A 22993-nucleotide genomic window follows, 5' to 3' on the forward strand; every position below is an offset into this window, starting at 1 on the left:
ACGTTTACCTAAAACAATGGTGGGGATGAGTTAAAAGAATATCGTGAGTTGTAGCGAATACTACAACTTTAAATATGAAAAAGGAAAACGTTAACTTTGCACACAACTAGAAGGAGGAAAAAATGGGGAAAAAAGTTGGTGTGGGTAAAAAACGTGGCGCAAAATGCCTTGCAGCAATCCTTTCAGCTGGAATGCTTGTGTCACAGATGTCTATTGGGGCAATGGCTGCGGATCAGGGGAATCTGACCACGATTGCAAGCGCAGCTGATGAGGCATCTGAAGAATTATCTGTAGGATCGACAGACAGACAATCTGACGAATCATCAAAAGAATCATCACGAGAAACAAAAGAAGAAAGTAAAGAAGAGCCTGGAGATGCATCTAATGAGGCAGCAGGCAACTCATCAACCGAGGAGGCTGAAGATAATGCGTCAAACAATACGTCAGGCAACGCATCATCAGTGGCTTCATCAGAAGCATCATCCGATAGCGCATCGGCGGAAGAGTCAGCAGAAGCATCTACAGAATTATCGTCACAAGAAGCTACAGACAGTGCATCAACTGAGAATTCTGCAGATCAGGAGGTGCTTGGAGCAAGGAAACTTGCCGAGAACTATGACGGCGAACTATCAGAAAACGGTGGAACAATTTCTAACGAATATTTCAAGGTTTCAGTTGGCAAACACGGCCAGATCACAACTCTTAAGCTGGTTGGAGATGAGTATGACACCAACTATGTTATGAATGAGAGTAACACTCCTTCCCAGAACACGTCAGGCCATGAATGGCTTGGAGAATTGATGCTGGCAACCAAGAGTGGAAATGACACATCATATAGGGATGAGAGAACTGCCAATTCTGCTGATATCCGCAGAATTTATGTTGACGATCAGCAGAACAAGATTACAGTTGTCTACAATCCTTTAATGGACGATAGCGTTTCTACAAAAGAAATAAATGATCTTCTTATTGTTGAGACCTATCAACTGGTAGGTGAAAAGCTAAAGTGGGATATCAGTTTAAAGAACGTGACAGATAGTGATGTCACTGTTGGAGATTTGGGACTGCCTCTTCCTTTCAATGAATTTTGGACAAGAGGAGATCAGATTTATGAGACAAGATCCGTTGATCACAGCTTTGTGGGACAGAATGGTTCTTACATTTATGTAACAAGGCCAAGCGGAGAGGGAAGATACCTTCTGATGACACCAGACCAGAGTACTGATGCAGGATTTGAGTATCAGGATCACTGGCGCACTAATGAGCGTGAAAGCTATGAAGCTGCGTGGTGTCAGGATCAGTCAGGATGGCAGAACGGACTTAATGTCTTTTACATTCATTCTGATAACATCAAAAAGACTAACAGGGGATACCTGCCTAATACCAGTCTTACCCTTGGACAGGGAGAGGAAAAGAACTACACCTTTAACTTCAGTGCAGTTCCAAACCAGGAGTCTCTTGGATCAGCCCTTTACAACGAAGGAATTATTGATGCAGTAGCTGTTCCAGGCATGACTTTTGCAAGAAATATGCCTGCGAAAATGTACCTTCACACGACAATAGATCCAGAAGATATTTCTATAGACATAAAGTGTCCGGATCAGCTTAATCTTTTTGCAGGGCACGCCTCTACTGTAAGTTCAACACTTCCTCATCAGGGCGATGCAACAATGACCTATGAAAAGACGGTAGAAAAAGACGGTGAGCAGTATCACGTATATGATCTTAAGTTTTACGACCTTGGTCACCATAACGTTACTGTGAGCTGGCAGGATAAAAAGACAACCTTTCAGTTCTACATCATGGATGACATAGACGGGGCGCTGGAAACTCATTCAACTTTTATGGTCGACAAAACGCAGCTTGATCTTCCAGGCCAGACCGGAGATAAAGTCTTTGATGATTGGATGATGGATCAGAAGACAACCAGAAATAATGTAGAGCGTGACTACTTTAACATGAGTTATTGGGGCTGGGGAGATGACTGGGGATTGACCCATGGAACTTTCCTTGCTGAAAAGAATGTATATCAGCCCAAGGCATCTGAAGTTGAAGCTCTTGATGAATATCTGGATAAAGCTATTTGGAACGGTCTCATGCAGGAACATCATAATGACTACCTGGTACATGATTTCCTTATGAATGAGCCAAACGCATCACCTACTTATAGAGGATATGCTTATCCTCATATTTACAATACATACTTTATGATGTACAAGATAGCCAGCAAGTATCCTGATCTTGTGGACTATAAAGAAACGCCAGATACATACCTTTTAAGAGCTTATAATATTTTGAACGCTCTATATTACGGAAACGGCGTAGCTTATAACTGGAGCACTGGTGTAATGGGAGAGAGTACAACACCGGCAATCATCGATGCTCTCAGAGCAGAAGGCTTTGAAACTCAGGCACGTAATGTGGAAGCAATAATGAACGAGAAATATAGTAGCTTCAAACGCCAGAGATATCCGTATGGTTCTGAATATTCATACGATAATACAGGTGAAGAAGCCGTTTATGTGTTGGCTAAGATGCAGCTTGAGGCGGGAAAAGATACAGCTAATGCCGCAAGAATGTTGTCAGCTATCGACCTCAAGACAAGAGCCTGCAGAGGAACTCAGCCTATATGGTACGAGTACAGTGTTCCTGTAACTAACTGCGGTGAGAACTGGTGGCAGTTCCAATACTCGATGTCTCTGGTTGGATTCTGTATGGATGACTATATCCGTTATCAGAATAACGGTCTGTCTGACGCTGAAAAGGCAGAGGCTCAGAGACTTAGCTATGCAGCCAAGCTTGGAAATCTGACCTGTATCAATTCAGGACAGATAGATGCAGATGCAGAGAATATTGGTGCCGCAGCCTGGACCTATCAGGCTGAGATGGGTAACCTTGGCGGACAGGGAACTGGCGGTGGAAAACTCCATAATGGCTGGAGACAGATGACAGGAGAAGCAGACCTTGGATTATTTGGTGCTGTACAGATTCTTTCATCAGATGTGGCTGAGGATCCTATATTTGGACTCTTTGGATATGGCTGTGAAGTATCTAAGAATAACGGTCAGTATGTAGTAACACCACTTGATGGCCTTTATACAAAATTAAATCTAATAAATGAAGAATTATATCTTGAACTTGAAAGAGATCAGTATACTACCGCAACCATAAGTGACAGCAAAGACGCTCTTTCTTTTACCATCAAAAATCTAGAGGAAACAGGTCACACTTCAGAAGTTACTCTATATGGTTTAAACGAAGGGGCCTACACACTTCTGGTTGATGGGCAAGCTCAGTGCGGATTTGTAGTTAATTCTTCAAAAGAAGAAGTTACAGTGCCTGTAAGACTTTCAGGTGTTCAGTTCCAGGAGGTGCAGGTAGTGGCTGGAGCCTTTGAAGGCGGCGTGGTAGTAGATGCAGGTAAAGATTTAACAGCTGATATCTATGACGAAGTAAAGCTTACAGGAACTATAACAGATAGCAGTAATGCAGCTAATAAGGTTTCTGGAACATGGACAGTTACAGCATCTCCAGATGATGGAACTGCAACTCTTGCAACACCCGATAATCTAAGCACTTATGTAACCTTTAATAAGTCTGGCGTCTATGAGTTTACACTTACAGCTTCTACTGGAGAGTCAGACAGCGTAGTAGTTACTATTACAGATGACAATCAGCTTCCTGAACTTATAGCAGAGTATACCTTTGACAATGTAAGCGGCAAAAAGATATTAAACGAAGTTGAAGGTGGCAAGGCTGCTGAGGCAGTTGGAAACTTTGCTACAGGAAATGGAAAAGATGATACAAAGGGCCTAAGCGTAAATGGAAGCAATTCAAGTGGCTATGTAAGACTTGAGGAGAGCCTGTTCAAGAGGCTTAGCGCAAGCACCATAAGTGCAGATATTAAGCTCAACGCATCTCAAGGTAATGGGGCCAAGGTATTTAGCCTTGATGATAATGCAGGCAAAAAGATTGCAATTTCCTTTGAAAATGGAAATGAACTTGTTCTTTCAATAAATGGAACAGCCTACAAGACAGGAGTGGCTATATCCAAGGATTTCTGGAAGAATGTAGCACTTACACTTGATGGACAGACAGCAGTTGTTTACGTGGACGGCTATGAAAAGTTCAGTGAGCCTTGCACACTTACGCTTGGACAGCTTTCTTCTAACCAGTCAGATTACATTGGAAGAGGAACAAATCAGACCGATCCATACTTTGATGGAATTATAGATAATTTCAGAATCTATTCTGTAGCACTGGATTCCCAGAGAGCACTTGATATTTTTGGAACCGGTGAAGAAGTTACAATAACTTCCGCGATAGCAGGAGATGTGGTTACTCCAGTAGGTAAGGCACCTAAGCTTCCTAAGCAGGTACAGGTTCTATATTCAAATGGACTGTTTGAAAAAGCAGATGTTACATGGGATGAGATCGATCCTGAGAAATATAGCAAGGCTGGAGTATTTACAATAACTGGCCAAGTAGCAGGATATGATGTAACAGCTACAGTAACAGTAATGGTTGTAAATGGAAGCCTTGTAAATCTGGCTGAAAATGCAGTGCCTTCTGCTATTTACGAAAACAGAAACGATCTGGGCGGATGTCCTACACTTAACGATGGTTATGAACCAACCTCCAGTAGAGATACAAGCCATGGCGCATGGCACAACTGGGGTGGCAATAATGGCGCACAGGCATGGGTACAGTATACTTGGGAAGAGGAACAGATACTTACAGAAACTGACGCTTATTATTTCAGAGATGGAAATGGAAACTTCAATCCTGCATCAGTCAATTACTATTATCTTGATGCTGACGGAGTAACATGGAAGAACTTTACAGGTGTTGAGGGACTTGGAGTTGAACTAAACAAGTATAACAAGACCACATTTGATCCTGTCAAGACTACAGCAATCAGGATGATCATGAATCCACAGAACCTTGGAAGTGGCGTTATCGAGTGGAAGGTTTATGGATATGGAGATGCACTTTCAGCAGCCAAGCAGGCGCTAAAGGATGATATCAAGGCTTATAAGCTGGTAAAAAAGACACATGTAACAGAAGGCTTTGATGATCTTACAGATGCAATAGCTGTTGCAGAAGAACTTCTCAAGAAAGAAGATGCAAGTGATACAGAGCTTAGAGCAGCTGATGATGCTATGGCTTTAGCATTTGCAAATCTTAAGGTTGAAGGAGATAACCTTGCATTTATCGCACAGCTATCAGCTTCCTACACATCCAGCTGGGAATCACTTCCTGCAGTTAACGACGGCAATCTTCCAATAGATTCCTACAACAGCAGGTATGGTCACTGGGGAACCTGGGGGAATACTTCTGCAAGGGAGCATCTAACATACCTTTGGCCAACAGAAGTTACTTTTAATACTTCCAATATGTACCTGTGGTATGACGGATCTGAGATTGATAATGGCGGAATCAAATATCCTTCACAGATTACCTACGAGATCATTGATGAAGATGGTAAATGGCAAGAGATTGCAACTGTATCTGATGGTGAGCTGATGGTTGATGACTTTACTGTATCAGAATTTGAGAGCATCACTACAAAAGGTATCCGTGCTACATTTACAAAACTCGAAAACGACTACACAGGAGTAGGTGTTCATGAGTGGCAGATAGTAAATGTGGTAAAAGAGGAACCTGTAAAAACGACACTTATAAATAAATACGGTTCTTATTATCTACTTACTGAGGATGGAACAAAACTCACAGGACTGCAGATGGTAGATGGCTCTTATCGCTATTTCAAGGAGCCAAGGGGCACAATGGCTATTAGCCAGTTTGTAACGATTGACGATAAGACCTACTACTTTGACGCAGAGGGCCGTATGGTTACAGGATTTATGACCAAGTGGACAAGCACCTATTATTTCGATGAAAATGGTGTTCAGGTTTCAGGCAGAGTTTATGAAGTAGACGGCGAAAAGTACTACTTTAATGAAAAGGGACATATGGTAGTAAGTTCCTTTGTTGACCTTGAAGATGGAAGACATTATTTCGATTCGGAAGGTCATATGGTAATAGGCAAAACTATTACAAAATGGTTTAAGAAGTACACCTTTGATGAAAACGGAGTACTTATTAACTAAAAAATATGAAGGGGCATTGGGCATGGAAAAAGAAATAAGGCCATTGAAACTTCAGCAGGTAAAAGTCACTGATCCTTTATTCGGGCATTACATCAATAAAGTAAGTGAAGTCATGCTGGTTCATCAGTGGAAAGCTTTAAATGATGAACTGGAAGGAACTGACCCTACGGGGTGTATCAGAAATTTCCGCATAGCTGCCGGACTACAAGAGGGAGAACGGCAAGGAGTAGTTTTTCTTGATACTGATCTATATAAGTGGATTGAGTCAGCTGCCTATTGCATAGCAATAGGTAGCGGGGCTCAGTTTGAAACCAAAATTGATCAGGTGATAGATATTTTGGAAAAAGCTCAGGAAAAAGACGGATATTTGAATACTTACTTTCAGATAACAGCTCCGGAAAAGAAATGGACTAACCTGGTTGAGGGACACGAATTATATACCTCAGGGCATATGATTGAGGCAGCAGTTGCTTATGCACTGGCCACTAATAAGGAGAAGTTTCTTCAAATCGCAATCAGGAATGCAGATCTTATTTGCAAGGTCTTTGGAACCCAAAAAGGACAGATTCCTGGAGTCCCTGGGCATGAAGAAATAGAACTGGCTTTGATAAAGCTTTATAGGTGGACCAAGGATGACAAGTATTTAAAGCAGGCTGATTATTTTGTCAGGCAGAGGGGAACTACACCCAATTATTTGCAGAATGAGATTGATGGCAGAAAAGGCCCGGAGTTCTTTCCTGAGTTCAGAAACTATTCCATGAAATATGCACAGGCTCAGAAGCCTCCGGTAGAACAAACTGAAGCAGAAGGCCATGCCGTAAGGGCAATGTACCTATACAGTGCTATGGCTGACCTGGCTGATTGGCAGCAGGATAAAGAAATGGAAAAAGCCTGTGACAGACTATGGGATAACATGGTAGGCAAGAGAATGTACATTACTGGAGGAATTGGTAGCAGCGGATTTTTAGAGTGCTTTACCACAGATTACGATCTGCCTAACAGTACAAATTATTGTGAGACCTGTGCTTCTGTTGGAATGATGATGTTTGGACAAAGGATGGCGGCATTAAAGAAAAATGCAAGCTATTATGATACTGTTGAAAGAGTATTGTACAACACTATTTTAGCAGCTATGAATCTTGAAGGAGACAGATACTTTTACGTAAATCCATTAGAGATGGTTCCGCAGTTTTGTACTGAGAACACCTATATGGATCATGTCAAACCTACCAGACAGAAATGGTTTAATGTAGCCTGTTGTCCACCCAATCTTGCAAGGACTTTGGCTTCTTTATCACAGTATTTATACTCCTGTGACGAAAAGGGCATTTTCATTAATCAGTTTGTATCATCTACAGTTTTAATAGATGATCCGGGGCAGGAAATATCTGTGAATCTTAAGTCATCTCTTTTGACAGATGGAACAGTAGATATCAGGATTTCAATTTTGCAAGCTGCAGATATCAGGATAAGAGTTCCTGCCTATGCCAAGGATATGACGATAGTCCTTGATGGTGAAAAGCTTTCCTATAAAGCTGAAAATAATTATGCCGTAATTTCTCTTGAGGGTGGCAAACACGCAATCGAGCTTAATATGGGAGTTCATCCAAAATTTGTGGCAGCAGACCACAATGTCAGAGCTGATGCAGGGAAGGTTGCTGTAATGCAAGGACCTATGGTTTATTGTTTGGAGGAGGCAGACAATGGACAGAACTTATCAGATATCTATGTGGATGCTGGTGCCAATCTGCACATGGGCAAGGCCTGTGAAGAATTCCCGGGAGATGTACCGGCGATAGAGTATGAGGGATACAGGGTAAGTGCTGTAGGAATCAAGGACGGAAGCCTTTATGGAGAAGCAAGATTTACTAAAAAGCCTGTGAAAATCAGAGCTGTTCCCTATGCTTTTTGGAATAACAGAGGTATTGGAGAGATGGAAGTATGGCAGAACATTTCTATTTGAAGGATAGAATATTACTGCTGAAAAATAATTTTCTAAAGGAGGATATTTCAAGTATGCAAAAGAAAAGATTGTTGAGCATGGCATTAACAGTTGTTACTACTACGGCAATGTTGGTAACAGGTTGCGGTGCAAGTTCTCAGAGCGCACAGGGGGAAGCACAGGACACAACGCAGAACGCAGTAGAGACACCTAAAACAGAGACAGAGACTGAGACACCTGCTACGACAAGTGAGAGCACTGGAGACAAAGTACATATTACTTATGCGCAGTGGGGCAATGAGACAGAGACTGCTGCAACTCAGGCAGTGGCTGATAAATTCAATCAGTCACAGGATGAAATTGAAGTAGAAGTAATCAAGATTGACCACGATACTTATGTTACTAAGCTAAATGCAATGGCTACAGCAGGAGAACTTCCTGATACAGCCATCATGAGCGAAGCTGGCGTTTTGAAATTTGCAGAGAATGGCCTGCTTGCAGACATCAGCTCAATGTACGGTGAAGGCGATTCCAAGCCTCTTGATTCCATAACCTTTAAATATCAGGGAACACCTGTGGCATATTCAGCAGCTAATGAGGTACTTAACCTTTGGTACAACATAGATCTTTTGGAAGAAATATGTTCAAAGCAAGGATTAAATGTTGCTGATTTCACACCTCCAGCAAGTGCAGACAGTGCATGGGACTGGGATACATTTGTTAAGATAGCTCAGACACTTACTGTTGATATTAACGGCAATAATGCGCTAAGTCCAGATTTTGACCCAGCAAACGTTGATGTTTATGGCTGCACAGTAAACACTCTTCCATGGCAGCTTGAAGTATGGGCAAAGAGTAATGGCGGTGGATATTATAGTGCTGATGGCAAGGAATGTACTATTAACGATGATGCTACAGTAGAAGCACTGCAGAAGATCGCAGACCTTTCAGATGTGTATCACTGTGCACCTCCTGTAACAAGCGCAGCTAACGCACTTGAATCCTCACTTGGTTCCAAGAAGGTTGTTATGGCAACAGATGGAACCTGGAATGTAGGAACCTTCCTTGGACCATCTGCTGATTTTAAATATGGCGTAGGCGTTCTTCCTTACATGAAGGAGAAGGTTACAATTTGTACTGGCGGACCAAACGTGGTATTTGCTACAACCAAGCACCCTGAAGAAGCTATGACATGGCTTAAGTGGTACTACCAGGAAGAAAACAGCTGGTCACTTATTGAAGCAGGAACATGGATGCCTATCCTTGATAAGTGGTACACAGATGATGAATTTACAAACAAGTGGATTGATAATCCTAATTACCCTGACCATGATATGTACAAGAGTGCTGTAGTTGACTACGCAAGAGAAAATTCTCAGTCAACAGCCTGGTATTATATCAACGCAACAGATGAGTTTAATGCAACACTGGATTCTGCATTCTCAGCTGTTTGGTCTGGTGATCAGACAATGAAAGAAGCAATTGATGAGTATTACGATGAGTTAAATGATATTTTCAGTACAAATAATTAATATTTGATATAGTGCCGTGCGAAGACAGTTCATGTAACTTTTGAAACATGGTCAAAAGTGCAGTGTAACTGTCTTCGCCGGCGTTGATATCAGGGGAGAGGGATTATACAATGGAAGTTGCGGGGATATATAGTACAAGCGAGGCGAAGAGTATGAAAAGAGCATCCGGCAAAAGAAAAATACGTACTTCTCAGTCCAAATATAATAGAAAAGAGGAAAGATGTGCCTATTTGTGCCTGATTCCGGCATTCCTTGGAATCACCTTTATTAGTTATCTTCCTACAATTGCTGTGTTTGTGCTAAGCCTTTTTAGCTATAACGGTTTATCCAGCCCGGAATTTGTGGGCTTGGACAATTACATAAGAATTTTTACTAAAGATGTATATTTTGCAAGTGCGGTAAAGGCAACAATTTTGTATGCATTTTTGGCGGTTATCGGCGCGGTTATCTATTCTCTGGTTATAGCCCTTATTCTAAACATGGATATTTTTGGAAGAACAATCTTCAGATCTATTTTCTTTATACCCTATCTGCTACCGGCAATAGGTGTTTTCAAAGGCTGGCAATGGCTTTATGAGCAGAACTACGGACTTTTTAATTTCATCTTCAGGATGCTAGGAATTCCACCTCAGAGATTTTTGGACAGTCCAAGGCAGGTAATACCGTCCCTTGTCCTCATTGCAATATGGGCCAGTGGAAACCTCATAGTAATATTCCTTGCAGGACTGCAGAATGTTCCTACAGTGTACAAGGAAGCGGCTCAGATAGACGGTGCCAACTCCTGGCAGAGGTTTTGGAACATTACCATTCCATGCATCAAGCCTATTATCTTTTATAACATACTGACTGCCCTTATTACGCATCTGCAGGTAGTTAATCCGGCTTTAGCCCTTACAAATGGAGGTCCGGCCAAGAAATCTATGTTTTTGTCTTATGTTATCTACATGTATGGATTTGAAAAAAATAAGCTTGGATATGCAGCAGCTTTTTCAGTTATATTCTTTGTTCTAGTAGGTATTTTCACAATAGTATTATTTGTAACACAAAAAAATAGCATCTTTAGTGATGAAGCATGAGAAAGGGGGAGCAAATATGACAGCAAAAGAAAAAAGGAAACTGGCAAACCGCTCAGTTGTAACATTGATTGCCTTATTTTTTGCATTTCTAACACTCCTTCCAATATGGTGGATATTCAGATCTTCACTTATGAGTGTTGCGCAGGTTAACGCTTATCCGCCATCCTTTATTCCAACTGAGTGGCTGTGGTCCAACTATGCCAAAACTCTTCAAACCTTCGAATATTGGACATATTTTAAAAATACATTTTCAATTATTATTCCGGCTGTGACATTTGGCGTTATTACTGCTATTTTTTGTGGATATGCTTTTGCCAGACTGAGATTTAGAGGTAAAAACCTTATATTCAAGATCTGCGTCAGCACAATCCTCCTTCCAGGTATGGTTACTCTGATTCCGCTTTACATTGTGTGGACTAAATTTTTTGGATTGGGTGACACATATTGGCCTCTGATCCTGCCGTTTTTAACAGGTGGAGGATTCTTTAACATTTTCTTGATAAGGCAGTTTCTGATGACGATACCAAGGGATCTTGATGAAGCTGCATCTATAGACGGCGCCAGCCGCATGAGGATATTGTGGACAATTCTTGTCCCTGCAATAAAGCCTGCAGTAGTCGTTGTTGGAATGATGTTATTTATACAGATCTGGAATGATATGCTCCAGCAGATAATCTATATTAACAGTATGAGCAAGTTTACTTTTGCTATCGCACTCACTAATTTCACAGGTTCTTTTGGAACAAACTGGCCAATGGCTATGGCGGCCACTTTTATGACTATCCTGCCTGGTATAGTAATCTATATATTTGGGCAAAAGAGCTTTGTTGAAGGTATAGTTCTGACCGGTATGAAAAATTAATATATAGGGGAAAAAATGAAATATTTGAATCGTTTTATGAAATGGTATCTTGGAGAAAACGATGTGGAAAAAGAGCCGCCCAAGGACGGCTTTTTCCGCATCTTATATCTTGTTGTTAATTTTCCCGGAAAGATGCTAATGATAAATCTTGTATTTATCATCACCTGCATTCCCCTGATTACAATTCCGTCAGCATGGGCAGCACTTTGCGCCTTTACCGGCAAAATGTTCTTAAAGGGTTATGACTTTACTCTTGAGGATTATCTTGCAGAATTTAAAGAAGGCTTTGTTAAAAAGCTTGTCTTGGGCATTATAGGGTTTGCTGTCATTTTCTATGGCTATTATCTCATGAGTCTTGCTGGAAATTATAAAGCTTTATCTGACAATATATCCTACATGATCATTATGGGAGCTGGGTGCGTAATATTTGGCACTGGTACTCTTTTTTCTGTATGGACCTTTGTGATGGCTGCTCATCTGCGCCTTGGATTATCAGGAATAATCAAAAACGCAGCCATACTCCTTATTCTGGAGTGGAAGAGCAGCCTAAAGCTTATTATATATACAACAATTTATCTATTCATAATTCTTGCATTTATGCCGTACTCAATTCTTGTTCCAATGATAATTGGTAACTCTCTTTATAGCCTGATCTGCAGCAGCATAATATGTCCAGTGATAAAGCGGAGAATTACTGATCCTTATGAAGAAGCTGTGACGCCATCCACTCCCACATATTAACGCCGTTTTCCTCACACTGATTGTTGAAGAAATAAATCCATGACCAGTGGCCCATGTACTGATATGCGCTGCCATCTTCTGCAGTGTAAGTGCCGGTTGTATCGTGTACATCTGCAAAGACACTTGTGTGAACATCGGCATTTATAGCACGAAGCCTCTCGATTGTAGGAGCTTCAAATGTCTTAGGATCAACTGTTGGGTCATTTTCAGCGTACACAAACCAGATAGGAAGGTCCTTGATAGCCTCTAGCTGATCATCTGTGATACCTGCATCCATGTAAGCTTCGCAGATTGGATAAGCAGCTGCAAAATAATCAGGATAATTAAGAACCATATCCATAGTCATGTAGCCACCATTTGAGCAGCCGCCGATGATGATTCTGCTAGCATCAACATCTTCGTGTTCGGCAACATAAGCATCGATAAGTTCTTTGAGATCGCCAAGGTAAACAGAATCTACGCCCTTATTATCTGCCCAGTTTCCCTCCTCGTCATACTGCATCCAGAATGTTGGACACTGTGGAGCCAGGATATAAGCGCCTCCCATGACCTTCTGGAATTCATCACCAAAAAGAGAAGTAACTTCATTGCCAAGAGTATTAAGTCTTGGATCACTTCCGCCCTCGCCTGCGCCGTGGAGCCAGATTACAAGAGGATGCTTGGCACCATCACTTTCAGGAGTAAATGATGCATATTTAATTGTGTGGCCCTGACTTCCTGTAAATTGGCCGTTCATGTCAACTTTTTCAAGCTGTGGATAAATCGCAGAGTCAAGATCTACTGTATTTGAAATGGTAAAAGATGTAATCTCACTTCCATCAGAAGTCTTAATAACGGAACTATCCTTTAAAGATACTGCGAGCTCATAAGGTGAGCAGATTGTATTATTACCTACAAAGATATCGTAGCAGAAAGGATTTCCTGTGTTAGGATCATATCCAAGTTCAAGAGTTATATACTCAGAATCCCCACTCTTATTACCCAAATCATCACTAGTATAAGCAGCAACTACAGTAAGCTCTGTGTCGGCTGTGACGTGCTTACTGGGATCTTCTGTAGATCCTTCTGCAAGTGCTGCCCAGTTAAAAGATTCCTTGGTTTCAACAACAGAGAACAGATCACTGTTGATTGAATCTGCTGAAACTGAAGTGTTTAGCTTGATAATAGTCTTTGTTACTGCAGGACCCCAATCCTGCCCTTCAACAACAACCATCTGATTGCCAGTCAGCTCTGTGACTGCATCTGCGATTGTCTGATTTTCACTTGATGCCATTACGGTTACCTCCTCTGTACTTTCTGTACTAGTACTTCCGCATCCTACTGCCTCCATAACAACTGTTAATGCCAGCAGTGTTGCCATTACTCTTTTCTTCACGTATGTGACCTCCCAATAGTTTTTTTTGCATTTCCAATTCTAGCAGTAAAGAAACAGAATAGAGTGATTTGTCACAAAATGTATTAAAAGTGGCATGAAATGCAGGTTATTGGTGAAGCCACCTGGTGGAAATTAATTTCAATTATAACACATTTTACACAATTAAATTACGTGTTGACGTTTATCTTTCGTTATGGTAATTATATTGTCCGTAGCAAAAATAAATTTTTAATAACGTTTTTATAAAAATGAAATTACGAGGTGAGAAATGGAAATAAATCAGTTAACCGTGCTGGACGGAGAAGCTGTAGACAGTTCACAGGCTCTTATAGTCGGAGTTAGAAATGAAAGACTGGCAATTGCCCTTTCATCAGTTACTGCAATTGAAAAGGTGCCTGTTTCAGACATTAAATCTGTTGATCAGGAAGATGTTTATGACCATAGAGGCAGGGTAATTCCTCTTGTATATCTTGATCAGGTGTTTGAACTAAAGGGAGATAGCGAGGATAAGGATTTTATCAACGTTGTGGTCTGCACTAAAGATGATGCTGCAGCAGGTCTTGTTGTAGATTCTCTTTACGGACAGTCAGAGATTGAGAGTAAATCACTAGGGGCGCTTAGCGACAACGAGTATTTTACAGGTGTATCAATCCTTCCAGAAATGGATGAGGTTGCACTTATTCTTAATCTTGAGTCTCTTGTGGCTTAAATCATGGAGGATTGAAATGGAAGAGTTAGCAGTTTATCAGGAAAAGAAAAAAGAAGAAAAGAAGTATGTTGTTTTTGGAATAAAAAATGAAAATTTCGGAATAGATATTTCTTTTGTCAATTCAATCATACAGATGCCTCATATAACGAGTGTTCCGAAATCTCCTGAACACTATAGCGGGATCATAACTCTTAGAGGTGAGGTTGTTCCAGTTATCAGCTTGAGGCGAAAGATGAATCTTGATGATGAGGCATATACAGACAATTCAAGGATCATCATAACAGATATAGAAAAAGATAAGCAGGTTGGCCTTATTGTTGATGAGGTAAAAGAAGTTGTGGAGATTCCAAGTGACGAGATCATGGAGCCATCTCCATTTCTCAAGAAAGAAGAATCTCTGATAAGTGGAGTAGGCAAAAAGGATGATGAGCTTATTTCAGTTTGTAACATTGAAATGTTGATATAACAAGAAACAGGAGGTCATATGAACAGGAAAATTAAGGCGCTTAGCCTTTCAATGATCATGACAGCCTTATTACTAACAGCTTGTGGTAGCTCAGTAGAAGCTGCCTCAGCCAGTAGTAAAGGACTGACAAACAGCCAGGTTGTTGGAAGTGTTTCCAATGACGCTGTTAAACCAGCATCCATAACTATTATGGTGGATGGAACTTTGGTTACCCAGGAAAATGGAAGGGATGAATTTGAAAAAAGGTGGGAAGCCCTTACAGGGATTGATCTTATAATAATCCAGCCTGAGCATGACGTGTACTACGAGGAAGTTTCAAAAGCATTCGAAGAGGGTAATCTTCCAGATGTGGTTCTTTTAAGCTCTACTTACTACACCACTTATGCTGCCCAGGAAATGCTTGCTGATATCACACCTTACTACAGCGGATCTGAACTTGAAAAGAGAGTAAGCGATGCAGGAAAAAGCGCTCTTATTGATGGGCTTAAGATAAACGGTAAGTTATTTGGAATTTCTCCTACAAGAGGAAACGGCTGTGTAACTTATATTAAAAAGGCATGGCTTGATAATGTGGGGCTTGATGTACCTACAAATTATGCGGAATATCTTGATGTGTTGAAGGCTTTTACTGAGGGCGATCCTGATGGAGACGGTGTAAATGGAAATACTTACGGTGTGTCAGCTGCTGGAATCATAAACAACGAGGCTCCATACATCAACTATCTTCCAGAGTTCTACCAGGATGCATATCCATCTTTTTATCAAAAAGAGGATGGAACCTGGGCTGATGGATTTACTGAAGAAGCTATGAAAGAAGCGCTTACAAGACTTCGTGATGCATATTCAAAGGGCTATATAGATAAAGACATCGTGGATAATGGAACAGGCGACTGTAGAGATAAATTCTATGCTAATGAGTATGGTATTTTTACTTACTGGGCTGGAACCTGGGCCAAGACTTTGTCAGGTAAGCTAATTGACGCAGGTGTTGATGGAGAGCTTGTCACAATGCCTCCTATAGAGGAGACAGGTAATTATCTTGAGAGAGTTGCCCCAGTATGGTGTATTACTTCAGCCTGCGATAATCCTTCCGGAGTATATAAATACTTTTTGGAAACTATGAATGATGGTGGTGAAGTTGAGGAGCTTTGGACCTATAGTCCTATTTCAGACAGCTATGCCAAGAACCATATAGATCATTTGCTTGCGACTGTAGCTCTTACAAATGATCCTGGAGCAGACAGCATTACTGAGGAACAGGCTAATGCTCTTAAGATATTTAATGATAACAGTAAAATGGCGGATCTTCCCTATAGTACAGATGCATATTCCACCTATAACGAGGATCTGATGGGGCTAAAAAAAGAGCTTATTAAGAAGGTTGTAGTAGAAGGAGCAGACATAGAGACTTCTTTTGCCGAGTTTGAGGCTGCAAACGGAGCTTATATGTCACAGGCAATTGTGGATTCACTCAATGCAGAGTAAGGAGCAGAAAATGGAAAAGAATAGAGGAATGAGATTTAGCATTAAGGCTAAGATCATGCTGGGAAGTATATTGTTAAACATCATTACATGTGCTGTAATGGGAGTTTCAATTTATGGATTTGTACAAAGCAGTTATGTTGAGAGCGAAGCAGCTAATACTCTTGCAATAACTCAGATTGCTGCTAATCAGCTCAATGGAAATCTTTTGGGATTATTGGAAGCAGGCTCTGATGATAGTTATGCAAACACAGTAATGCTGGAAGACATGGGTAAAGTAGTTAGTTCTGCAAATGTCAGCTCTATATATACTGTAGGTGAAAGAGGAGGCTCACTGGTTTACCTTTCTCGTCCTGCATCTGATGGTGTAAGCATTGGAAGCGCAGTTGAAAGTGAGTATATGGAAGGGATGAAGACAGCCCTTAGCTCAACAGGATATGTTTCAACTGATATTAAGAAAACACCTGCCGGAGTAAACTATATTACAGCTTATGCGCCTGTATTTAACAAGGCGGGTGAGGCAGTTGGTATTCTTGGAATAGATTATATTGTTGATGAGCTTGTAGCTTCACTTAATGCAATTGTTAGAACTACAGTCCTTATTGGTGTGATTATTTCACTCCTCTCAGCAGTAGTTTCTATTATCCTTGCAAATGGAATTGCAGGCGGACTTAAAAAGGTAGATGACAAGATTGATGATCTTGTAAGTAATAATGGTGATCTTACGCAGAAGATTGAGGTTAAAGGTAATGATGAAGTTTCTGATATTGCAGATAGCATAAATCACCTTCTTGAGTATATAAGAGAAGTGGTAAGCTCTATTTATACAAGCTCAACAAGCCTTTCTGGTTCTGTTGATACTGCGCTTACTACTACTATTAAGACAAATGATCAGCTTGATGGCGTTTCAGCAACTATGGAAGAGATGAGTGCAGCTATGGAAGAGACTTCTGCATCACTTCAGCAGGTTCAGAATTCAACCAGCAAGATAAAAGACGATGTTCAGGGCATGTATGCAAGCGTTCGTGAAGGTACAGATTACGCAAGCAATATGGAACAGAGAGCTATGGAGATGAGACGCAATGCTGAAGAGGAGACAGAGTCCGCCAAGGCAGCAGCTGATGAAATGACAAACAGCCTCAATGAAAAGATTGAAAAATCTAAGGCTGTAGAGGGAATCAGTAATCTTACACAGACTATTCTGGATATCGCTTCTCAGACAAATCTTTTGTCACTTAATGCAAGTATCGAGGCGGCAAGAGCTGGTGAGCATGGCAAAGGATTTGCAGTTGTTGCTGGAGAAATCAGTTCACTTGCAACAAACTCTGCTGATACAGCCAAGAAGATTCAGACAATCTCTCAGGAGGTTATCGGAACTGTTAAAGAACTTGCTGATGAGGCAACCAAGATGGTTGATTTTGTACGTGAAAAGACAGTTGGCGGATATGTTCAGCTTATGGATACAGGACTTCAGTACCAGGAAGATGCACAGAAGATTTCAGAGATGTTAAAGAATGTAGAGAAAGCTTCTCATAATATCGAAGGATCTATGAATGTTGTTTCTGAAGCTATGAGTGATGTTTCTACAGCTGTAGATGAGAGCGCAAGAGGAATCAGCGATGTAGCTGGAGCTGTTGCTGAGATGTCTGATAACATGAAGCAGAACAAGGACGTAGTCAATGAGAATGCAAATATTGCACAGCAGCTCGATGATGAAGTAAATAAGTTCAAGTTCTAAAACTGTATAAGACTAAAAGATAAGGGACGAAAACCTGTGGCTAATAATCATGCCATGTGGCTTTCGTCCCTTTTATTCTTAATAAAATTCAATTATTTACCAATTGTGGCGTTCATGCTGCCAACCTTGTAACCCTTCATGTCTATAGTCACGAACATGAAGCCAATCTTTTTAAGCTCTTCATAGATTTCTTCTCTGACACCATCAGCTGAAAGTCTCATGATATCCTTGGCTGGAACTTCAATCCTTGCAAGGTTCTTGCCGTGAAGTCTGACTCTTTCTTCCAAAAAGCCATGCTCTATAAGAACCTGTTCGGCTCTATCAATCATATCAAGCTTCTCTGGGGTGATCTCTTCACCATAAACAAATCTGGAAGCAAGGCAGGCATAAGCAGGCTTACTCCAGGTAGGAAGCCCCATAGCCTTGGAAATAAGGCGTATATCCTGCTTGTACAGGCCTGCTTCTCTTAATGGGCTCTTTACCTCAAGCTCCTCTACAGCTCTAAGACCTGGCCTGTAATCACCAAGATCATCCATATTGGAGCCCTCAGCAACATATTCAATGCCGTTTTCCTGGGCAATCTTTTTTATCTCAGTAAAGATACCTTTTTTACAGAAATAGCACCTGTCCTTGCTGTTATGCCTGTATTCCTCTTCCTTAAAGGGATCAGACTGACAAAAGAAATGCCTTATTCCTCGCTCTTTACAGAAATCTTCAGCTTCCTTGATTTCTCTTTTTGGAATGGCTGGATCTGCCTCTGTTACAGCTATAGCTTTATCTCCTAGAACTTCGGCTGCAACTGCCAAAAGAAGCGCGGAATCAACGCCTCCAGAAAATCCCACAGCAAGGGAGCCGTAGCCTCTTAATACATTCTGAAGCTTTGTAAGCTTATCTAAGAGTTCCTCATTTAAACCGTATTTGTTATCCATAGTAAACCTTTCTACGAGTAATTGGACTTTATTATTGATTGAGCAAAATTATATTGTGCCTACTATTATAACAAGTATTTTTTGTCAGTAAAGCCCCTAAGGTATGATCATGTTTAAACTATAGAATACTGCATGAACTCGTACTTTAGCTGAGTCCCTTCAGCTATTCCCTCTGGTAAAAGAGCTCTCGCAACCAGCTTTAAGTCTTCGGATTCAATATCTGTTCTTTTTAAATTGGCGTAATCGCCGTCTATACTTACTACTACGTAATACCAGGTTTCCATTTTTCTTTTACCTCCAAGATAAAGATAAGACTATTATACTTCTATAACACTCATCAATTATTGCTACAACATAATCAAAAGTTGCTATTTGAATCCATTTAGTATATCATGGACAACGGTGCCAATTTAGGTGACACCGTGGTTCATAAAATGGAATGAGAGGTAACAAGTTTTAATGGAAATGAAAAATGTTATTGTAGCTCAGTCAGGCGGGCCAACCTCCGCAATCAATGCTAGTCTTTCGGGTGTTCTGAAGGCTGTTTTGGATTCTCCCAACTATGATATATGTTACGGAGCAGTGAATGGTATCTTGGGTGTTTTGTCAGAAAATTATTTAGACCTTACCAAGAGAGCTCAAAATGAATCAGATTTTATAGATCTTTTAACACATACCCCTGCAATGTATTTGGGAAGCTGCAGATATAAACTTCCGGATTACAGGGATGATGATTCTTCTTATTCTTTTATTTTTTCCCAGTTTAGAAAACTTAATATTGGTGCATTTTTCTACATTGGTGGAAATGACAGTATGGATACTGTACTTAAATTATCTGATTACGCCAGAGTGATTGGCTCAGATGTAAAGATAATTGGCGTTCCCAAGACTATAGATAATGACCTGTGTAATACAGATCACACACCGGGCTTTGGCTCTGCAGCCAAGTATATTGCATGTTCTATGTTAGAGATTGCGCATGATACTTTTATCTACGCAGTCAAATCTGTTACTATCGTCGAGATCATGGGCCGTGACGCAGGCTGGCTTACAGCAGCAGCTTCTCTTGCGCGTAATGGCTATTCTTCAGCTCCACATCTTATCTATCTTCCAGAAGTTCCATTTGATAAAGAAAAATTCCTTGCAGATGTTCGCGGTGAGCTTACAAAGCGCAACAACGTTATAATTGCTGTTTCTGAGGGCATTAGGGACAAGGATGGCAACTACATAACATCAAGTAAGGCCATGGCCGATACTTTTGGGCACCAGCAGCTTTCAGGCGCAGGAAAGGCTCTTGAATTTCTTGTAAAAGAAAACATTGACGTCAAGGTTCGTAGCGTGGAAATAAATGTACTGCAGAGATGTGCCGCTCATATGGCCAGCAAAACTGACCTTGAGGAGTCTTTTGCCCAGGGAAAAAAAGCAGTTTCTCTTTCAGAGGAAGGAAAGACAGGCTGTATGGTTGTTATAAAGAGGTTATCTAATTCACCATACCAGGTGGATTACAGCTATGCTCAGATAAAAGATATTGCCAATGAAGCCAAGTCTGTTCCTGTAGACTGGATAAATGCTGAGGGCAACGACATCACAGAGGAATTTGTGGAGTATTTAAGGCCCCTTATTATAGGTGAGGCCAGCCACATTTTTGAGAACGGGCTTCCTAAGTTTCTTGATATTTCTCATCTAAATGCTAATAGTTAGTTATCTTAAGAACTGCAGCAGAAAAATATTATAATCTGTTGCAGTTCTTTTATCGTGTATTGTCTAATGTAGTTTTAAAGGACATCAATCTCTTTGTGAAAAGAGGGGAGGTTGTGGTAAGTTCCTTAAGACCTTTGCCTGGTGATGGGTCTTAGTCTACATTTATGAGCTCGTACTCTTTTACCCCATAGCCCATTTCTGCGGCGGCATCAACAGTGTGCTCGCCGTTTCTGGTTTGAACTCTTTCAAGGAAGTGGTCTTTTCCAGGATCATCAGACTTGTAGATGAGGTCAAGGCAGGCCCTGTCTATAGCGACAGGATCAGTAGATATGAGAATACCTACATCCTGCATGCATGGGTCCTCAGCTACTGCGCAGCAGTCGCAGTCAACGGACAGATTCTTCATAACATTTATAAAGACCATATTGCCATGGAAGTGATCAACTACCGCAGAAGCGGCCTCTGCCATGGATTCAAGGAAAGCATTCTGCTCTGCGTGGTTATCCCAGACAATTGCCTGGTCATCAGTTTTGGTGAGCTTGCCGCCAGAGTGGATATTAACCTTGCCTGCGGTGGAAGCGCAGCCGATTGAGAGCTGTTTGAGTGCTCCGCCATAGCCACCCATTGGGTGCCCCTTGAAATGAGATAGTACCAGCATGGAGTCATAGTTTAAAAGATTCTTGCCCACAATATCACTCTTTAAGTGATTGGCATGAGCGATTGGAAGCTCAACATCCGGGCCTTCTTCGTCCATAAGATCAACAACAAAAAAGTCATTCCAGCCATGCTTCTTAATGAGCTTTTTGTGCTTTTCTGAGTTATTTCTTGCTCCGTCATAAGCTGTGTTACACTCTACTACAGTGCCATTTACGTGCTCAACCATAGGACGCCAGAACTCAGGTCTTAAGAAGTTCTGATTGCCATCTTCTCCGGAATGGACTTTTACAGCAACCTTTCCATCAAGCTTTTTTCCTAGTGTGTCAAACATTTTTACCACTTGTTCAGGTGTTATTGTCCTTGTGAAATACACTTTAGAAACAGAACCCATAGGCTAATGACCTCCTTGATATTTTTAATTTGAGTTTTCATACAACTATTATCTGTTTTTAGTTAGCTCTATGTCAAGAAATATGCTAGGGTACGGTGGTGCGCTAGATAAGGTAAAGCCCTGGTTTAATATTTTTTTTATACTTATCTTCAGCATATAGGGTGTAACATAAAAAGGTAATGTTCACATGAGGAGAAAATAAGAATGAGAAAAAGTATAGTTCCGGTAATTTTGTGCGTAGTAGCAATTCTGTCAGCCTGTGGTGGCAGCAAGGCAGAGGAGTCAGCTTCAATATTTGAGACTGTAGAAGCAGGAAATATGGAGCAGGAACCTGTTCAGCAGGAAACAGCGCAGCAGACTAAGGTACAAGATAGCAGTTCAGATCAGATTAGTAATGAACAGGCTTATAACGCAGTTATGAATTACTGTAAGTCAATTGATCCTGATTTTAGTGCGGAGATAAATACAGAAGGCTACAATGAGTATTGGGACACTACAACAGATGAGTCTGGTGAAATACTCGTAATATATCGTTCCTATACAGGAGCGCAGACACGTTACCATATAGATCCGGTTTCAGGAGAAGCTTATGTAACAGAGCTTGTACCTGGAATAATCGACGAGGAGCAGGCTACAGGAGAGACCTTCAACGCAAGGGAGTATCTAAAGTAAAGCAGTGGACTTGGTGGGCCAAAAATATTATCAAGAAATTTACGAAAAAATGATCATCGGGTGCATTACAGTAGTATAATCAAATAGTAATACATCAGAACAACACTCATAGGAGGGGGATCATATGCCAAGAGTAAATTTATCACTTAGTCAGGAACTGTTTGACCGCATTGAGAAAGAGGCCAAGAAGGAAAACGTAACTGTCAACTATTATGTTTGCGAGATGTTAGAGGAGCAGTTTGGTAAAAGAACAACCTATGACTATTCTGTAGCAGTTGGCGAGATGATAAAAGAATCCAGAAAGATGGAGAAGGAGTTCACATTATCTGATCTTCCTACTTTTTCTGATGTGGATGCAGTTCTCAAGGAGTACAAGATAAAGGAGTCTCCTGCGCAGGTTAGGGCAAGGCTTGGCAAGATGTTCAACGAAGCAGTTAGAAAGGGCGTTGCCAAGGATGTTAAAAGAGCTACAGTTGTAAAGGACGGCAAGGAACAGCTTAAGTTCTATTGCAGAGCGGCTGTGTATGAGAATAAGCTGAGCAAGGGCAAAAAATAAATTTTCATATTTTTATCGGGGTTATGCAACATTTTTTCCTCTTCTGCTGAA

At 41.0% G+C, this 22993-nt stretch carries 17 protein-coding genes; 13 read left to right on the top strand and 4 right to left on the bottom strand.

The features are described from left to right. Positions 1–122 precede the first annotated feature (122 nt). The 6 genes from BLO53_RS07405 (at position 123) to BLO53_RS07430 (ending at position 12266) form a co-directional block, all read left to right on the top strand. A complete protein-coding gene (locus BLO53_RS07405) occupies positions 123–6113 on the top strand; it encodes a DUF5695 domain-containing protein (protein ID WP_092060166.1) in 5991 nt (1996 codons plus the stop codon). Between the two features lie 22 nt (positions 6114–6135). Beyond that, positions 6136–8076, top strand: a complete 1941-nt coding sequence (locus tag BLO53_RS07410; protein WP_242875331.1) for a glycoside hydrolase family 127 protein — start codon at positions 6136–6138, stop codon at positions 8074–8076. Positions 8077–8129: 53 nt separating this feature from the next. Continuing rightward, positions 8130–9587 (top strand): ABC transporter substrate-binding protein, encoded by a 1458-nt coding sequence (locus BLO53_RS07415; RefSeq protein WP_092060361.1) that lies wholly within the window; start codon positions 8130–8132, stop codon positions 9585–9587. Positions 9588–9739: 152 nt separating this feature from the next. Next, positions 9740–10663, top strand: coding sequence for a carbohydrate ABC transporter permease (locus tag BLO53_RS07420; RefSeq protein WP_242875332.1), 924 nt, complete (start codon positions 9740–9742; stop codon positions 10661–10663). A 16-nt stretch (positions 10664–10679) separates the two neighbouring features. Next, entirely contained in the window at positions 10680–11525 is an 846-nt protein-coding gene (locus BLO53_RS07425) for a carbohydrate ABC transporter permease (RefSeq protein ID WP_092060170.1), read from the top strand. Positions 11526–11540: 15 nt separating this feature from the next. Then, positions 11541–12266: a DUF624 domain-containing protein gene (locus tag BLO53_RS07430; protein ID WP_092060172.1), complete on the top strand. Its 726-nt coding sequence runs from the start codon at positions 11541–11543 to the stop codon at positions 12264–12266. On the opposite strand, the gene BLO53_RS07435 is transcribed toward BLO53_RS07430, so the two are convergent. Continuing rightward, positions 12217–13641 carry a prolyl oligopeptidase family serine peptidase gene (locus BLO53_RS07435; RefSeq protein WP_092060174.1) on the bottom strand — a complete coding sequence of 475 codons (1425 nt, stop codon included), beginning with the start codon at positions 13639–13641 and terminating at the stop codon, positions 12217–12219. The two genes, BLO53_RS07430 and BLO53_RS07435, sit on opposite strands and share 50 nt — an antisense overlap. A 268-nt stretch (positions 13642–13909) precedes the next feature. On the opposite strand from BLO53_RS07435, the gene BLO53_RS07440 reads away from it, so the two are divergent. From BLO53_RS07440 to BLO53_RS07455, 4 genes are read left to right on the top strand one after another with little or no spacing between them, the layout of a single operon-like run. Continuing rightward, positions 13910–14350, top strand: coding sequence for a chemotaxis protein CheW (locus BLO53_RS07440; protein WP_092060176.1), 441 nt, complete (start codon positions 13910–13912; stop codon positions 14348–14350). 16 nt (positions 14351–14366) lie between these two features. After that, positions 14367–14816 (top strand): chemotaxis protein CheW, encoded by a 450-nt coding sequence (locus tag BLO53_RS07445; RefSeq protein ID WP_092060178.1) that lies wholly within the window; start codon positions 14367–14369, stop codon positions 14814–14816. Between the two features lie 18 nt (positions 14817–14834). Further along, on the top strand, positions 14835–16301 hold the full coding sequence (locus BLO53_RS07450) for an extracellular solute-binding protein (RefSeq protein ID WP_092060180.1): 1467 nt from the start codon (positions 14835–14837) through the stop codon (positions 16299–16301). A gap of 10 nt (positions 16302–16311) precedes the next feature. Then, on the top strand, positions 16312–18036 hold the full coding sequence (locus BLO53_RS07455) for a methyl-accepting chemotaxis protein (protein WP_176757207.1): 1725 nt from the start codon (positions 16312–16314) through the stop codon (positions 18034–18036). Positions 18037–18128: 92 nt separating this feature from the next. On the opposite strand, the gene larE is transcribed toward BLO53_RS07455, so the two are convergent. Both larE and BLO53_RS07465 read right to left on the bottom strand, forming a co-directional pair. Beyond that, positions 18129–18965, bottom strand: a complete 837-nt coding sequence (gene larE / locus BLO53_RS07460; protein WP_092060184.1) for an ATP-dependent sacrificial sulfur transferase LarE — start codon at positions 18963–18965, stop codon at positions 18129–18131. A 113-nt stretch (positions 18966–19078) separates the two neighbouring features. After that, positions 19079–19249 (bottom strand): hypothetical protein, encoded by a 171-nt coding sequence (locus BLO53_RS07465; protein WP_026488971.1) that lies wholly within the window; start codon positions 19247–19249, stop codon positions 19079–19081. 175 nt (positions 19250–19424) lie between these two features. Here BLO53_RS07465 and BLO53_RS07470 point away from each other — a divergent pair, with 175 nt between their 5' ends. After that, a complete protein-coding gene (locus tag BLO53_RS07470; RefSeq protein WP_092060186.1) occupies positions 19425–20666 on the top strand; it encodes a 6-phosphofructokinase in 1242 nt (413 codons plus the stop codon). 151 nt (positions 20667–20817) lie between these two features. Here BLO53_RS07470 and BLO53_RS07475 read toward each other — a convergent pair whose 3' ends face one another. Then, the gene (locus BLO53_RS07475; RefSeq protein ID WP_092060188.1) at positions 20818–21714 is read right to left on the bottom strand and encodes a DUF362 domain-containing protein; all 897 of its coding nucleotides are present in this window, start codon (positions 21712–21714) and stop codon (positions 20818–20820) included. Positions 21715–21918: 204 nt separating this feature from the next. On the opposite strand from BLO53_RS07475, the gene BLO53_RS07480 reads away from it, so the two are divergent. Further along, a complete protein-coding gene (locus BLO53_RS07480) occupies positions 21919–22386 on the top strand; it encodes a hypothetical protein (protein WP_092060190.1) in 468 nt (155 codons plus the stop codon). 124 nt (positions 22387–22510) lie between these two features. Continuing rightward, positions 22511–22942 (top strand): hypothetical protein, encoded by a 432-nt coding sequence (locus BLO53_RS07485; protein WP_092060192.1) that lies wholly within the window; start codon positions 22511–22513, stop codon positions 22940–22942. Positions 22943–22993 lie beyond the last annotated feature (51 nt).

Origin of the sequence: Butyrivibrio sp. INlla14, assembly GCF_900102515.1 — a bacterium.
In the GTDB taxonomy this organism is placed as follows: Bacteria; Bacillota; Clostridia; order Lachnospirales; family Lachnospiraceae; genus Butyrivibrio.

Coding starts and splice junctions, on each gene's coding strand:
- BLO53_RS07405 (WP_092060166.1), top strand. CDS start 123: ATGGGGAAAAAAGTTGGTGTGGGTAAAAAACGTGGCGCAAAATGCCTT.
- BLO53_RS07410 (WP_242875331.1), top strand. CDS start 6,136: ATGGAAAAAGAAATAAGGCCATTGAAACTTCAGCAGGTAAAAGTCACT.
- BLO53_RS07415 (WP_092060361.1), top strand. CDS start 8,130: ATGCAAAAGAAAAGATTGTTGAGCATGGCATTAACAGTTGTTACTACT.
- BLO53_RS07420 (WP_242875332.1), top strand. CDS start 9,740: ATGAAAAGAGCATCCGGCAAAAGAAAAATACGTACTTCTCAGTCCAAA.
- BLO53_RS07425 (WP_092060170.1), top strand. CDS start 10,680: ATGACAGCAAAAGAAAAAAGGAAACTGGCAAACCGCTCAGTTGTAACA.
- BLO53_RS07430 (WP_092060172.1), top strand. CDS start 11,541: ATGAAATATTTGAATCGTTTTATGAAATGGTATCTTGGAGAAAACGAT.
- BLO53_RS07440 (WP_092060176.1), top strand. CDS start 13,910: ATGGAAATAAATCAGTTAACCGTGCTGGACGGAGAAGCTGTAGACAGT.
- BLO53_RS07445 (WP_092060178.1), top strand. CDS start 14,367: ATGGAAGAGTTAGCAGTTTATCAGGAAAAGAAAAAAGAAGAAAAGAAG.
- BLO53_RS07450 (WP_092060180.1), top strand. CDS start 14,835: ATGAACAGGAAAATTAAGGCGCTTAGCCTTTCAATGATCATGACAGCC.
- BLO53_RS07455 (WP_176757207.1), top strand. CDS start 16,312: ATGGAAAAGAATAGAGGAATGAGATTTAGCATTAAGGCTAAGATCATG.
- larE (WP_092060184.1), bottom strand. CDS start 18,965: ATGGATAACAAATACGGTTTAAATGAGGAACTCTTAGATAAGCTTACA.
- BLO53_RS07465 (WP_026488971.1), bottom strand. CDS start 19,249: ATGGAAACCTGGTATTACGTAGTAGTAAGTATAGACGGCGATTACGCC.
- BLO53_RS07470 (WP_092060186.1), top strand. CDS start 19,425: ATGGAAATGAAAAATGTTATTGTAGCTCAGTCAGGCGGGCCAACCTCC.
- BLO53_RS07475 (WP_092060188.1), bottom strand. CDS start 21,714: ATGGGTTCTGTTTCTAAAGTGTATTTCACAAGGACAATAACACCTGAA.
- BLO53_RS07480 (WP_092060190.1), top strand. CDS start 21,919: ATGAGAAAAAGTATAGTTCCGGTAATTTTGTGCGTAGTAGCAATTCTG.
- BLO53_RS07485 (WP_092060192.1), top strand. CDS start 22,511: ATGCCAAGAGTAAATTTATCACTTAGTCAGGAACTGTTTGACCGCATT.